The 13,752-nt window shown below is 40.2% G+C and carries 12 protein-coding genes and 1 pseudogene; all 13 read left to right on the top strand.

The window, feature by feature from the left end; all coding sequences use genetic code 11:
* The first annotated feature begins 101 nt into the window (after window positions 1–101).
* The 13 genes and pseudogenes from hprK to HT678_RS01135 all read left to right on the top strand — a co-directional run bounded on the left by hprK (window position 102) and on the right by HT678_RS01135 (window position 13,651).
* Window positions 102–1,037, top strand: a complete 936-nt coding sequence (gene hprK / locus HT678_RS01195) for an HPr(Ser) kinase/phosphatase (RefSeq protein ID WP_172924524.1) — start codon at window positions 102–104, stop codon at window positions 1,035–1,037.
* Window positions 1,030–1,818 carry a prolipoprotein diacylglyceryl transferase gene (lgt, locus tag HT678_RS01190; RefSeq protein WP_000886657.1) on the top strand — a complete coding sequence of 263 codons (789 nt, stop codon included), beginning with the start codon at window positions 1,030–1,032 and terminating at the stop codon, window positions 1,816–1,818. The genes hprK and lgt overlap by 8 nt, the downstream gene beginning before the upstream one ends.
* Window positions 1,819–2,245: pseudogene (locus HT678_RS01185) on the top strand (DUF948 domain-containing protein).
* Complete coding sequence (locus tag HT678_RS01180; RefSeq protein WP_000517395.1) at window positions 2,218–2,613, top strand: YtxH domain-containing protein; 396 nt, start codon at window positions 2,218–2,220, stop codon at window positions 2,611–2,613. Before HT678_RS01185 ends, HT678_RS01180 begins: the two are co-directional and overlap by 28 nt.
* 358 nt (window positions 2,614–2,971) lie before the next feature.
* On the top strand, window positions 2,972–7,255 hold the full coding sequence (locus HT678_RS01175) for a G5 domain-containing protein (protein ID WP_172924523.1): 4,284 nt from the start codon (window positions 2,972–2,974) through the stop codon (window positions 7,253–7,255).
* 175 nt (window positions 7,256–7,430) lie between these two features.
* Window positions 7,431–8,561 carry a radical SAM family heme chaperone HemW gene (hemW, locus tag HT678_RS01170; protein ID WP_138700331.1) on the top strand — a complete coding sequence of 377 codons (1,131 nt, stop codon included), beginning with the start codon at window positions 7,431–7,433 and terminating at the stop codon, window positions 8,559–8,561.
* A gap of 4 nt (window positions 8,562–8,565) precedes the next feature.
* Window positions 8,566–9,303 (top strand): acyl-[acyl-carrier-protein] thioesterase, encoded by a 738-nt coding sequence (locus HT678_RS01165; RefSeq protein ID WP_172924522.1) that lies wholly within the window; start codon window positions 8,566–8,568, stop codon window positions 9,301–9,303.
* 10 nt (window positions 9,304–9,313) lie between these two features.
* A complete protein-coding gene (locus HT678_RS01160; protein WP_172924521.1) occupies window positions 9,314–10,087 on the top strand; it encodes a TIGR01457 family HAD-type hydrolase in 774 nt (257 codons plus the stop codon).
* Window positions 10,077–10,694: a TIGR01906 family membrane protein gene (locus HT678_RS01155; protein WP_172924520.1), complete on the top strand. Its 618-nt coding sequence runs from the start codon at window positions 10,077–10,079 to the stop codon at window positions 10,692–10,694. Before HT678_RS01160 ends, HT678_RS01155 begins: the two co-directional genes overlap by 11 nt.
* Before the next feature lie 209 nt (window positions 10,695–10,903).
* Complete coding sequence (locus tag HT678_RS01150) at window positions 10,904–11,305, top strand: Spx/MgsR family RNA polymerase-binding regulatory protein (RefSeq protein WP_000631259.1); 402 nt, start codon at window positions 10,904–10,906, stop codon at window positions 11,303–11,305.
* Entirely contained in the window at window positions 11,305–11,583 is a 279-nt protein-coding gene (locus HT678_RS01145; protein WP_001041980.1) for a UPF0223 family protein, read from the top strand. Before HT678_RS01150 ends, HT678_RS01145 begins: the two co-directional genes overlap by 1 nt.
* Window positions 11,573–12,346, top strand: coding sequence for an inositol monophosphatase family protein (locus tag HT678_RS01140; protein ID WP_023939740.1), 774 nt, complete (start codon window positions 11,573–11,575; stop codon window positions 12,344–12,346). Before HT678_RS01145 ends, HT678_RS01140 begins: the two co-directional genes overlap by 11 nt.
* The gene (locus HT678_RS01135) at window positions 12,347–13,651 is read left to right on the top strand and encodes an RsmF rRNA methyltransferase first C-terminal domain-containing protein (RefSeq protein WP_119948166.1); all 1,305 of its coding nucleotides are present in this window, start codon (window positions 12,347–12,349) and stop codon (window positions 13,649–13,651) included.
* The last annotated feature ends 101 nt before the right edge of the window (window positions 13,652–13,752 follow it).

Here is a 13,752-nt window from a genome sequence, read left to right as displayed (position 1 = left end):
TTCATTGAGTATAAATAAATACTCCAAAGCCTGCAAAAATCTGAAATATCCTCCTACAATTTGATATAATAGAGAGAAGAACTCATTTGAAGGAGGAAATGATGTCGGTTTTAGTAAAAGAAGTGATTGAAAAGCTTAGACTAGACATTGTCTATGGCGAACCAGAATTGCTTGAAAAGGAAATCAATATAGCGGATATTACGCGACCTGGTCTTGAAATGACAGGCTATTTTGACTACTACACGCCAGAGCGGATTCAACTTTTGGGGATGAAGGAGTGGTCTTATCTGATCAGCATGCCTTCCAACAGCCGTTATGAAGTTTTGAAAAAAATGTTTCTACCTGAGACACCAGCGGTCATTGTTGCCCGTGGTTTGGTGGTTCCAGAGGAGATGTTAAAAGCAGCCAGAGAATGTAAGATTGCTATTTTAACCAGCCGTACAGCGACAAGTCGTTTATCTGGAGAGTTATCTAGCTATCTGGATTCTCGTTTGGCAGAACGTACCAGTGTTCATGGGGTTTTGATGGATATCTATGGGATGGGCGTCTTGATTCAGGGAGATAGTGGAATTGGTAAGAGTGAGACAGGTCTGGAACTTGTCAAACGTGGTCACCGCTTGGTAGCTGATGACCGGGTCGATATCTTTGCCAAGGATGAGATTACTCTTTGGGGTGAACCGGCTGAAATCTTGAGACACCTGATTGAAATTCGTGGGGTTGGGATTATCGATGTCATGAGCCTCTACGGTGCCAGTGCCGTCAAGGATTCTTCACAGGTTCAACTTGCTGTCTATTTGGAAAGCTATGATACACATAAGACTTTTGATCGTCTTGGAAACAATGCAGAGGAAATAGAAATTTCTGGCGTATCTATTCCTCGTATCCGCATTCCAGTTAAAACAGGTCGTAATATTTCTGTCGTGATTGAGGCAGCTGCCATGAATTATCGTGCCAAGGAAATGGGCTTTGATGCGACCCGTTTGTTCGAAGAACGACTGACAAGTCTCATCGCTCGAAATGAGGTGCCTAATGCTTGATCCAATTGCTATTCAACTAGGCCCTCTAGCCATTCGTTGGTATGCCTTGTGTATTGTAACGGGCTTGATTCTTGCGGTTTATTTGACCATGAAAGAAGCGCCTAGAAAGAAGATCATACCAGACGATATTTTAGATTTTATCTTGATAGCCTTTCCCTTGGCTATTTTAGGAGCTCGTCTCTACTATGTCATTTTCCGTTTTGATTATTATAGTCAGAATTTGGGAGAGATTTTTGCCATTTGGAATGGTGGTTTGGCCATTTACGGTGGTTTGATAACTGGGGCACTTGTACTCTATATCTTTGCTGATCGTAAACTCATTAACACTTGGGATTTTCTAGATATTGCGGCGCCTAGCGTCATGATTGCCCAAAGTTTGGGTCGCTGGGGCAATTTCTTTAACCAAGAAGCTTATGGTGCAGCAGTGGATAATTTGGATTATCTACCTGTCTTTATTCGTGACCAGATGTATATTGAGGGGAGCTACCGTCAGCCGACCTTCCTTTATGAGTCCCTATGGAATCTACTTGGATTTGCCTTGATTCTGATTTTTAGACGAAAATGGAAAAGTCTCAGACGAGGTCATATCACGGCCTTTTACTTGATTTGGTATGGTTTCGGTCGTATGGTCATCGAAGGCATGCGAACAGATAGTCTCATGTTCTTTGGCCTTCGAGTGTCTCAATGGCTATCAGTTGTCCTTATCGGTCTCGGTATTTTTATCATTCTATATCAAAATCGAAAGAAGGCCCCTTACTATGTTACAGAGGAGGAAAACTAAATGTTAGAAGTTGCATATATTTTTGTTGCCCTTGCTTTGATTGTATTTTTAGTGTATCTAATCATTACTGTACAAAAGCTTGGACGTGTTATCGATGAAACAGAGAAGACGATTAAAACCTTGACTTCAGATGTGGATGTGACCTTGCATCATACCAATGAATTGCTGTCTAAGATCAATGTCTTGGCAGATGATATTAATGTCAAGGTGGCAACGATTGATCCACTCTTTAGTGCTGTTGCAGATTTATCTCTATCTGTTTCAGACCTCAATGACCATGCGCGTGTCTTGAGCAAGAAAGCTTCATCAGCTGGTTCAAAAACACTCAAGACTGGGGCAAGTTTATCAGCTCTTCGTCTTGCAAGTAAATTTTTAAAAAAATAAAAAAGGAGAATCCTTATGGGTAAATTATCCTCAATCCTTTTAGGAACCGTTTCAGGTGCAGCTCTTGCCTTGTTTTTAACAAGCGACAAGGGCAAACAAGTTTGCAGTCAGGCTCAAGATTTTCTGGATGATTTGAGAGAAAATCCAGAGTATGCCAAGGAGCAGGTCTGTGAAAAACTGACAGAAGTCAAGGAGCAGGCTACAGATTTTGTTCTTAAAACCAAAGAACAGGTTGAGTCGGGTGAAATCACTGTGGACAGCGTCCTTGCTCAAGCCAAATCATGTGCTCGTCAAGCGACAGAAGTATCAAAATATCGATTCAATAATCTCAAAGAGCAATGGCAAGAAAAGGCCGAAATTCTTGATGAATCAGAAGAGATTGTGATTGATATCAAAGAAGAAAAAATCTAGATTTGATGAGACTGGGCAAAAACTCAATTCTAGGAGAAAATGAAGTAGATCTTCCCATAATCAAACGCATAGTATCAAGGTTTTTCAAGGCCTGATATTATGCGTTTTTTTATTTTCATTGAGTATTATGGTATAATGGCAGTGTTGAAAGTGAAATATTTACATTTTTTATATTGTACTGATATTTTATTAATATTAAGCAATTCATTTTTTTATGATTAGAAATCAATGTGGTAGTTTATAATCAAGCAGAGGAAAAGTTCTAAAATTTTAGTCAAGAAAGGGTTTAGTATTTTGTCAAGGGAAAATAGTAGAACTCTCTATTTTGTAAAAAATAGCTAGAAAGAAAGTTGGTAAAATGAAAGATATTTTTAATAAACGTCAATGTTTTTCGATTCGAAAGTTTTCTGTTGGAGTGGCTTCTGTATTAATAGGCATTGCTTTGTTTACACCATCCCAGGGAGTACTTGCTTCTACGGAAAATTCTCCATCTTCTGTGGATAAAAGAGAAGAAGTTCAACCTATACTAGATAATCAAAATAATCCTTCTTCTGAGTTAGATACCAGAGATGTTCCAATAGGATCTACAAGGACTACAGAACCCGTCAGATCTGGGAATAAGGAAAATAATAGCTTGACCACAAGGGATTTCGTGGCGGGTGAAGACAGATCAAGCACTCCAGCGGTGAGAGCAGCATCAAATCCTTCCGAGGTTAAAAAGTATGAATTAACTGATGAGTATGCTAAGCAAATAAAAGCAGGAGTAATCGGTTCAGAAGGTAATAAGCTTGATAGTTTATTGTTAAACGGCTCTAAGTTAAGTCCAGAAGCCTATACAGATGATGATTACTTGAAGGATAAAGAAGAACTTTATATTTATGAAAAAGGTGGGAAAAAGTATGTAGGTTATAATAGTCATCCCTTATTAGAAGATACTGATGGTGATGGTATTATTGACAGTAAAGAAAAGCCAGATGAAAAATTAAAATGGAATGTAAGTGAGCGCGATATGATTATGTTCATGGAATTATCCTACCGTGATGATAATTATATTGATAGAGTGCTGGATCATAAGAGACCCTTAACAGAGTCAGAGTTATATAAAAAGAATGGTGACAGTAAACCACGTTATGAGTATATGATGATGAATAAGGAATTGGGGCCTTATTGGGAAAGGAAGAAAAGTTACCATACCTCCAGTGGACTAGATGCTGTCTTGTATGAAACGAAGAGTGATTTCTTATATTTACCAAATGGAACTGCACAAGTATTAGCCTTTCGTGGAACAAGTGATGCGAAAGATATAGGAGCTGATATAACACTTGGATTAGGAAGCAATCCTCAACAAGGGATAGATGCAGAAAATATTATGCATGAACTAGCTAAAGATAAGAGTATTACTAATCTTTATTTGACAGGTCATTCTTTAGGAGGATATTTAGTACAACGGGCAATGGTTGAAGCTTATCAGTTGGCATATTCTGACAGCAGAGTCATGTCTCCTAAAGAACAGTTGGTTTATAGAAACGTTTATAATAATGTATTAAAAAAAGGCACAACCTTTAATGCTCCAAAAGTTGTGACCAATTTGCTTTCCAGTCGTGAATTTTGGCAAAAAGGTTTAGATAGCAAAAAAATAGCCAAGTCTGGTAAAATGACTCATTATATTGTTGATAATGATTTGGCGATAAGAAAAGGCGTCAGCAATGATAGTGATGTTGTTATAAATGTTGGACGAACCAGTGGAGGTCACAGTTCACGTTCTTATTTTGAAGCTGATATGATTAATAGACGATCAGAGTTTATATCTGGGAAACGAATTTCCTTAGATGGGACAGGTTATCAAGATAAAAACATTGCAACAGTTAAATCTGTAGAAAAAGTTGGAGAAACTGTTGTATATAGTAAACGCGGAGATGACATCATTAAGTCAATAACTGTGAGTATGAAAGATCTCGATACAGGACAGATTACTAACAATACAATTGATGAAGTGTTTAAGAAAGATGGAGCCAAATCTACAGTTGTCGTTACCCAACTTGAGCCAAGTGTACGTTATGAAAAAGATGCCACAAGAGCTAAAGGTGAAGCTAATGTAACAACAACTGGTACTTCAGGTACTAGTACAGTAACAACAACTTATAGTGTAAATCCTAACACTGGAGATCTGATTGAACATGTAGGACAACCAGTAGTTAAGCAACCGGCAATAGAAACAGTTGTCAAAGTCGCAGCCAAGGATGAAGTAGAATACATTAAAAAAGGAGACGACGTTGTTAAGAAGACAACAAGCTACACAGTAAACTCAAAAACTGGCAGCCTTACTTCGACTAAGAAGGAAGAAGTAGTCAATAAAGGTGGCGCGAAGGATATAGTTGAGTATAATTCAGTTGAACCCAAAACAGTTTATTTAAAAGATGAAAACAGTCCAAAAGGTACTGATACCGTTCAATTTCTAGGGAGATCAGGAAAATCTAAAGTCACCACAACCTATAGCGTAAATCCAGTAAATGGAGCCCTAACTCCAACAAAAGGGGGATCAGAAGTCGTAACTCTACCAATAGCTAGAGTTGTAAAAGTAGGAGCTAAGGATAAAGTAGACGTAGAAACAATCCCATCTCCAGTAAAATACGAAAAAGATGCTAGTCGAGAAAAAGGCCAAGCCAATATTACTGTCCCAGGAAAAGACGGAAGTAAGACAACCACCACGACTTACACAGTAAATCCAGACAATGGGGAAGTTACTCCAAATGAAGGAAATCCAGTAATAGTAAATCCAACAGAAACAATCGTTAAAGTCGCGGCTAAGGATCAAGTAGTAGAAACGCCAATTGAGCCCACAGTGGTTTATGAAAGAGATGACACTCGTGACTTTGGTACACCAGACAAGCCTAGAAAAGGAGCAAAAGGAAAATCTGTAACGACTACAAGGTATGACGTTAATCCAAATAATGGAACAGTCACAGAACAGGTTGGTAAGCCAGTGGTCACCCCAGCTGGTAAAACAATAGTTAAGGTTGGAGCTAAAACTAAGGTTGAGAGTAGCAAGGATGACCAAGGTCGTGAAGTTATCAACACTACAACTTATGAAGTTGATCCAAAAACAGGTAAGGTAACTTCTACAACAGTAACTACTTACGGGACAAGGAAAGAACTAACGATTGAGAAGATGGTAGTACCATCTCCAGTAGTTTACGAAAAAGATGATACGAAAGAAAAAGGTACAGTCCCAACTACTGTTAAAGGTGAAGATGGTGAAGACGCTATCACAACAACTTACACTGTGGACACTAATACTGGAAAGATTACAGCAAGTGAAGGTAAACCAGTTCGTACGAAAGAACCAACGAATACAGTCGTCAAAGTCGCAGCCAAGGACAAAGTAGAAAAAACAGAAATCTCATCACCTAAGAAATATGTGAAAGATGATACACGCGACAAAAATCAACCAAATGTGGAAGAAGCAGGCCAAGCAGGTTCAAGTACTATCACAACAACATATAGTGTTGATTCTACTACAGGCGCTATTACAGAAACAGTAGGAAAACCAGTAGTAGTAAATCCAACAGCAACAATAGTCAAAGTCGCAGCCAAGGACAAAATAGTAGAAACACTAATTGAACCTGAAGTTGAATATGTTAGAGATGGTGAACGAGAAGTTGACACACCTAATGAACGTATTGAAGGAGCTAAAGGTAAAATAGTTACTACAACCACTTACGATGTAGATTCAAAGGACGGTCATATCACAGAACACGTTGGTAACCCAATGGTCACCCTAGCTGGTAAAACAATAGTTAAGGTTGGGGCTAAAACTAAGGTTGAACGTAATAAGGATGACCAAGGACGTGAAGTTATCAACACTACAACTTATGAAGTTGATTCAAAGACCGGTAAGGTGACTCCTACAACAGTAACGACTTACGGAACAAGGAAAGAAGCAACGGTTGAGAAGAGGGTGGTACCATCTCCAGTACGTTACGAAAAAGATGATACGAAAGAAAAAGGTGCTGAAGCAATCACCGTTAAAGGTGAAGATGGTGAAGACAGCATCACAACAACGTACAGAGTAAATCCAACAACAGGGGAAATTACTCCAACTGTAGGAAAACCAGTAGTAGTAAATCCAACAGCAACAATAGTCAAAGTCGCAGCCAAGGACAAAATAGTAGAAACACTAATTGAACCTGAAGTTGAATATGTTAGAGATGGTGAACGAGAAGTTGACACACCTAATGAACGTATTGAAGGAGCTAAAGGTAAAATAGTTACTACAACCACTTACGATGTAGATTCAAAGGACGGTCATATCACAGAACACATTGCTAATAATATAACAACACCAGCTAAGGTAACACCAGGTAAAGTCACTCCAGCAACTCCAGTCACACCTGCTACTAATGGAAATTCTGGTCAAGATACACCTGCACCTGCACCAACAACTCCAATTCCAGATGCAGTTACTCCGAATGCAAATCATGAAGATACTACAGATGCTAGTGATAATGGAACTAAGTCAAATGATTCTCAAAATGTATTACCAAATACAGGAACAGAATCAAATGCGACTCTTGTATCTCTAGGACTTCTTGGTCTGCTGGGCGGTCTCGGACTTGCTCTTAGAAAGAAAAAAGAAGACTAAAAATTTAGTCAAATGAACATTCATTCTTTTGTATTGTAAAGACAAACTAGATTGGTTCTGGGAATCGTGTTCGTCATAAAATAAAAAGAATGTTTAGATAAAGAAAGCGAACAATGCTAGGATTTTGTTAAAGGGAATTCTAAGTATTGTTCGCTTTTGTGGTATAATAAGTACTATGCAGAAAAAACCAACGTCAGCCTATGTGCACATCCCATTTTGTACCCAGATTTGTTATTATTGTGATTTTTCAAAAGTTTTTATAAAGAATCAGCCAGTTGATAGCTATTTGGAGCATCTGTTAGAAGAGTTTCGTTCTTATGATATTCAAAAGTTGCGGACCATCTACATCGGTGGTGGAACACCGACAGCCCTGTCGGCTCCGCAACTGGAGGTGTTACTGAATGGCTTGACTAAAAACTTGGACTTGTCTGTCTTGGAAGAGTTGACTATTGAAGCCAATCCAGGCGATTTGGATGCGGATAAGATAGCTGTTTTGAAAAATTCGGCTGTCAATCGTGTTTCGCTAGGTGTCCAGACCTTTGATGATAAGATGTTGAAAAAGATTGGGCGCAGTCATTTGGAGAAGGATATTTATGAAAATATCGACCGTCTGAAACTGGCTGGTTTTGACAATATCTCTATTGATTTGATTTATGCACTGCCTGGTCAGACCATGGAGCAGGTCCAGGAAAATGTGGCTAAGGCCATTGGACTGGATATTCCCCACATGAGTTTGTATAGCTTGATTTTAGAAAACCACACGGTCTTTATGAACCGCATGCGGCGAGGAAAATTGCCTCTGCCTAAGGAGGAGCTGGAAGCTGAGATGTTTGAGTACATCATCACTGAGCTTGAGCGAGCAGGCTTTGAGCATTATGAGATTTCTAATTTCTCCAAACCTGGTTTTGAAAGTCGCCACAATCTTATGTACTGGGACAATGCTGAATACTATGGCATCGGTGCTGGAGCATCTGGTTATGTCAATGGTATTCGATATAAAAATCATGGTCCCATTCGCCATTATCTTAATGCGGTTGAGGAAGGCAATGCTCGTATCACAGAGGAGTACCTGAGTCAAAAAGAGCAAATGGAAGAAGAAATGTTCCTGGGACTCCGCAAGAAATCAGGAGTCTCCATGGCGCGATTTGAGGAAAAATTTGGACGGTCTTTTGATGGACTTTATGGAGAAATTGTCAGAGGCTTGGTTCAACAGGGTCTCATGCAAATAGAGGGTGACCGAGTTCGCATGACAAAAAGAGGTCTCTTCTTAGGAGACACCGTAGCAGAACGATTTATTTTGGAGTAGGATGATGGGCTTAACTTATCAAATGAAAATGAAAATTCCTTTTGATATGGCTGACATGAACGGTCATATCAAACTTCCAGATGTGATTTTGCTGTCCCTACAAGTTTCAGGGATGCAGTCGATTGAACTGGGAGTTAGTGATAAGGCCATTTTAGAAGATCATAATCTGGTCTGGATTATCACAGAATACGATATTGAGGTGGTTCGTTTGCCTCGTTTTGCGGAAGAAATCACCATCGAAACGGAAGCTTTGAGCTACAATCGGCTCTTTTGCTACCGTCGCTTTACCATTTATGATGAAGCAGGTCAGGAACTCATCCACATGATGGCGACTTTTGTTCTCATGGACCGCGACAGTCGAAAAGTCCATGCTGTTGAACCTGAGATTGTGGCTCCTTACCAGTCTGATTTTGATAAAAAACTTATCCGTGGACCGAAGTATGAGTCCTTGGAAAAGCCGATCAGCAAGGATTACCATGTTCGTTTTTACGACTTGGATATGAATGGTCATGTCAATAACAGTAAATACTTGGACTGGATTTTTGAGGTCATGGGAGCGGATTTTTTGACCCACTATATTCCCAAGAAAATCAACCTCAAGTATGTCAAGGAAGTTCGACCAGGTGGGGTAATCATATCGTCTGTTGAACGGACTGGACTGGAAAGCAAGCATGAAATTACAAGCGACGGGGCTACCAATGCACAGGCTATTATTACTTGGCAAGAAATAAAAAAGGCTTAGGGAGAAATAGATGAAATATAAAGGCTATTTAATTGATTTAGACGGAACCATTTATAAGGGGAAAGACCGAATCCCAGCAGGAGAGGCTTTTGTCCATGAATTGCAAAAGCGAGACATCCCCTATCTCTTTGTGACCAACAATACAACCCGTACTCCTGAGAGTGTTCAAGAAATGTTGGCTCAGAATTTTAATATCGATACGCCTCTATCGACTGTCTACACAGCGACTTTGGCAACTATCGACTATATGAATGACTTGGGGCTTGAAAAGACCGTCTATGTCGTCGGAGAAGCAGGACTCAAGGAAGCCATCAAGGCGGCTGGTTATGTGGAAGACAAGGAAAACCCTGCCTACGTGGTAGTTGGTCTGGATTGGCAAGTCGACTATGAAAAATTTGCCACAGCAACTCTAGCTATCCAAAAGGGAGCTCATTTTATCGGAACCAATCCTGACCTCAATATCCCGACAGAGCGTGGTCTTTTGCCTGGTGCTGGTTCACTGATTACCCTGCTTGAAGTAGCAACACGAGTGAAGCCTGTTTATATTGGAAAACCAAATGCCATCATTATGGACAAGGCGGTTGAGCACTTAGGTTTAGAACGTGAAGAGTTGATTATGGTTGGAGATAACTATTTAACTGATATTCGAGCAGGGATTGACAATGGCATTCCAACGCTCTTGGTGACGACAGGTTTTACCAAGGCAGAAGAAGTAGCTGGCCTACCAATCGCACCGACACATGTGGTTTCTAGCCTTGCGGAGTGGGATTTTGATGAAAACTAAATTGACCTTTTGGAGCTCTATGCTCTTTCTCCTCTCTCTTTCTATCCTTCTGACCATTTATTTGGCTTGGATTTTCTATCCTATGGAGATTCAGTGGCTAAACTTAACGAATCGAGTCTATCTAAAACCAGAAACCATTCAATACAATTTTCATATTTTGATGAATTATCTGACCAATCCATTTAGTCAGGTCTTGCAGATGCCTGATTTTCGTCCGTCAGCAGCTGGTCTGCACCACTTTGCAGTGGTCAAGAATCTCTTCCACTTGGTTCAGCTAGTAGCTCTAGTGACACTGCCAAGTTTCTATTTCTTTGTCGAAGGGATTGTGAAAAAGGGCTTCTTGTCTCTATTTAGTAAGAGGCTTTTGGCTCTAGTGGTTTTGCCTTTACTGATTGGGCTTGGGGGAGTTTTGATTGGTTTTGACCAATTCTTTACTCTGTTCCATCAAATTCTCTTTGTAGGAGATGATACCTGGCTTTTTGACCCAGCCAAGGATCCAGTTATACTGATTTTGCCAGAGACCTTTTTCCTTCATGCCTTCCTCCTCTTTTTCGCCCTCTATGAAAGCTTTTTTGGCTATCTATATCTAAAAAGTCGTAAGAAGTGAAAAGAAAGATGTTTTTAATTTGTATATATAAAAATGTATATCATTTGAATCCATCGTTAAGAGTGAATTAAGCAAATCCAATTGTGTCAATCGTTTGCGAACAGTCTATTTTTCTTGAAAAAATAGGCTTTTTTTCTAAAAATCTCTAGTCAAGCGCTTTATTTTTTTGTATAATAGAAGTAGCAAAGTATAGATAAGAAGAGAAAAGCATGATTACACTATTTCTATCACCGAGCTGTACATCATGTCGTAAGGCTAAGGCCTGGTTAGAAAAACATAAGGTTCCCTTTGTGGAACACAATATTATGACCAGTCCTTTAACAAGAAAAGAATTGCAACACATCCTTTCCTTGACCGAAAATGGTACTGATGACATCATTTCAACTCGTTCAAAAATTTTTCAAAAATTGAATATTGATGTAGAGAGTATTTCGGTATCGGAATTGCTTCATTTGATTGAGCAGTATCCTAGTCTTTTGCGTCGTCCAATTATTATTGATGCCAAGCGCATGCAAATCGGTTTTAATGAAGATGAGATTCGTGCTTTTCTCCCTCGTAGTTACCGTAAGCAAGAACTAAAAGAAGCAAGAATGAGAGCTGGTATTAGTTAATGAACAAACAGTATAGTTACCCACTAGATTTGTCGTGGAGCACTGAAGAACTTGCTTCAGTGCTTTCTTTTTTTAATGATGTTGAAGCTGCCTATGAAGGCAAGGTAGAGGCTAAAAAGTTACTGGACTCCTATAAGCGATTCAAGGCGGTTGTGCCAAGAAAGAGTGAAGAAAAACGTTTGGGACGAGAATTTGAAACAGTCAGTGGCTATTCGCTTTACCGAGCAGTTCAGGCGGCTAAGGAAAAAGGGGAAGGAAAGATTTCTCTTGGAAAGTAAATTTGAATTTGCTAAAGAGCTAATTAAGAAAGCGGGTCAGTACATCCTTGACCACATGCAGGAAGACTTGCGTGTTGAAACCAAGTCCTCTCCAACAGATTTGGTGACCAGACTGGACAAAGAAATTCAGGAACTCTTGGTTGGTGAGATTTTGTCCCGTTATCCTGAGGATAAGATTTGTGCTGAAGAAGGTTGTCTGCGAGCCTCGGTTCAAGAGGGCAAGGTTTGGGTCATTGATCCCATTGATGGTACCAATAACTTTGTAGCCCAGCAGGAAGATTTTGCTGTTATGATGGCTTATTTTGAAAATGGTCAGGGACAGTTTGGTCTGATTTATGATGTGGTCAAAGGGGATTGTTACCACGGTGGTGGGGTCTTTCCAGTTTGTCTAAATGATAGGCCCCTAGCTCCTTTTAAAACTAAACCACTTGGAGATTTTCTCATTGCAGGGAATAGTGGTATGCTGGAAACCAATGAATGGGGGCTGGCTGATTTGAGCCGAGCGGTTCTTGGTGTTCGTGTCTATGGAAGTGCGGCCATTAGTTTTGCCAAGATTTTGTCAGGGCGTTTGTTGACCTATCTCACTTATCTGCAACCATGGGATTATGCCGCAGCTAGTATTTTAGGGGAAAGTCTGGGCTATCGGGTTGTGACCCTTTTTGGTGAAGCTCCTGATTTTCAAACCAGACAGCTGGTCATGATGGTGCCTCTTGAGATGCAGGAGGAAATTCAGTCCTATATTTACGAAAGGAAAAGAACTTAAATGCAATTTCCAGAAGGATTTGTTGAAAAATATGAAGAGATACTAGGAGATGAGGCAAGAGATTTTCTTGCCTCTTTTGAGGAGGAAGCGGTTTCGGCCTTTCGGGTCAATCCCTTAAAAGAAGAGCAACTTTCCTTTTCTGATGCCATTACTCAAACCCCTTGGGGCCACTATGGGAAGGTTTCAGGGAAATCGCCTGAGCATGCTACAGGTTTAGTTTATTCGCAAGAACCTGCTGCTCAAATGGTGGCTCAAGTAGCCCAACCCAGTCCTGGTATGAAGGTCTTGGACTTGGCTGCTGCACCGGGGGGTAAATCAACTCAACTGGCAGCCTATCTAGCTGGAGAGGGCCTTCTCGTCTCCAATGAAATTTCAAGCAAACGGGCTAAGATTTTAGTAGAAAACATGGAGCGCTTTGGAGCGACAAATGTTGTGGTGACCAATGAATCTGCTGACCGCTTGGCCAAGGTCTTTAAAGGCTATTTTGACCTCATTGTCCTTGATGCCCCTTGCTCTGGTGAAGGAATGTTTCGTAAGCAACCAGATGCTATGAACTATTGGAGCTTAGAGTATCCGAGTCAATGTGCTAGCTTGCAAAGAGAAATTTTAGCAGATGCAGTAACCATGCTAGCTGAAGGTGGTCGTCTGGTTTATTCAACCTGTACCTGGGCACCCGAGGAAAACGAAGAGATTGTTAAGTGGTTGCTGGAAGAGTATGATTTTGATTTGTTGCCAGTAGAGCATATCAATGGAATGGTAGCTGGTATTGACCTGCCAGAAACGGCTCGGATGTACCCTCATCAGTTTAAGGGAGAGGGTCAGTTTGTAGCCCATCTACAGTTTAAGGGTAACAATCCAACTCCTAAATGTAAGGCAAGTAAGAGCAATCTTGGTCGAGAACAAGTTGCCTTGTGGCAAGAATTTGCCCAAAACCATTTGAAGGTCAATCTACCGGGAATCTTGCAGACTTTTGGGGACCAACTCTATCTCTTACCAGAACTCTTGCCAGATTTAGGTAAGCTCAAGATTGCTCGCAATGGACTACATCTGGGCACTTTTAAGAAGAAACGCTTTGAGCCCAGTTTTGCTCTTGGTCTAGCCTTGAAACCGAGTCAGATCAAGCAGTCGGTTGAAATTGACCAAGAAGCGTTTGTCAAGTATGTGGCTGGAGAAACTGTTCAGCTGGCAGAAAGTCTGCCAAATGGTTGGTACCAAGTTTTGGTTAAAGGCAATGGCTTGGGCTTTGCAAAGGTTACTGGAAATGTTTTGAAAAATTATTTTCCAAAAGGCCTCAGATTCAAGTGAAAATGCTAGTCAAATATCTTATTCTATGTTATAGTGAAAGTATGGATTTTTTTAGTAGGATGATTCTTGATATCTTGATTGCCATCACATGTAGTTTTACT

It is taken from the genome of Streptococcus sp. 3167 (genome assembly GCF_013277175.1).
Taxonomy (GTDB): domain Bacteria; phylum Bacillota; class Bacilli; order Lactobacillales; family Streptococcaceae; genus Streptococcus; species Streptococcus pseudopneumoniae.
This window is presented reverse-complemented; position numbering and strand designations above follow the sequence as displayed.

Excerpts from the sequence above, each read along its gene's own strand:
- hprK (WP_172924524.1), top strand. The coding sequence starts at position 102 with ATGTCGGTTTTAGTAAAAGAAGTGATTGAAAAGCTTAGACTAGACATT.
- lgt (WP_000886657.1), top strand. The coding sequence starts at position 1,030 with ATGCTTGATCCAATTGCTATTCAACTAGGCCCTCTAGCCATTCGTTGG.
- HT678_RS01180 (WP_000517395.1), top strand. The coding sequence starts at position 2,218 with ATGGGTAAATTATCCTCAATCCTTTTAGGAACCGTTTCAGGTGCAGCT.
- HT678_RS01175 (WP_172924523.1), top strand. The coding sequence starts at position 2,972 with ATGAAAGATATTTTTAATAAACGTCAATGTTTTTCGATTCGAAAGTTT.
- hemW (WP_138700331.1), top strand. The coding sequence starts at position 7,431 with ATGCAGAAAAAACCAACGTCAGCCTATGTGCACATCCCATTTTGTACC.
- HT678_RS01165 (WP_172924522.1), top strand. The coding sequence starts at position 8,566 with ATGGGCTTAACTTATCAAATGAAAATGAAAATTCCTTTTGATATGGCT.
- HT678_RS01160 (WP_172924521.1), top strand. The coding sequence starts at position 9,314 with ATGAAATATAAAGGCTATTTAATTGATTTAGACGGAACCATTTATAAG.
- HT678_RS01155 (WP_172924520.1), top strand. The coding sequence starts at position 10,077 with ATGAAAACTAAATTGACCTTTTGGAGCTCTATGCTCTTTCTCCTCTCT.
- HT678_RS01150 (WP_000631259.1), top strand. The coding sequence starts at position 10,904 with ATGATTACACTATTTCTATCACCGAGCTGTACATCATGTCGTAAGGCT.
- HT678_RS01145 (WP_001041980.1), top strand. The coding sequence starts at position 11,305 with ATGAACAAACAGTATAGTTACCCACTAGATTTGTCGTGGAGCACTGAA.
- HT678_RS01135 (WP_119948166.1), top strand. The coding sequence starts at position 12,347 with ATGCAATTTCCAGAAGGATTTGTTGAAAAATATGAAGAGATACTAGGA.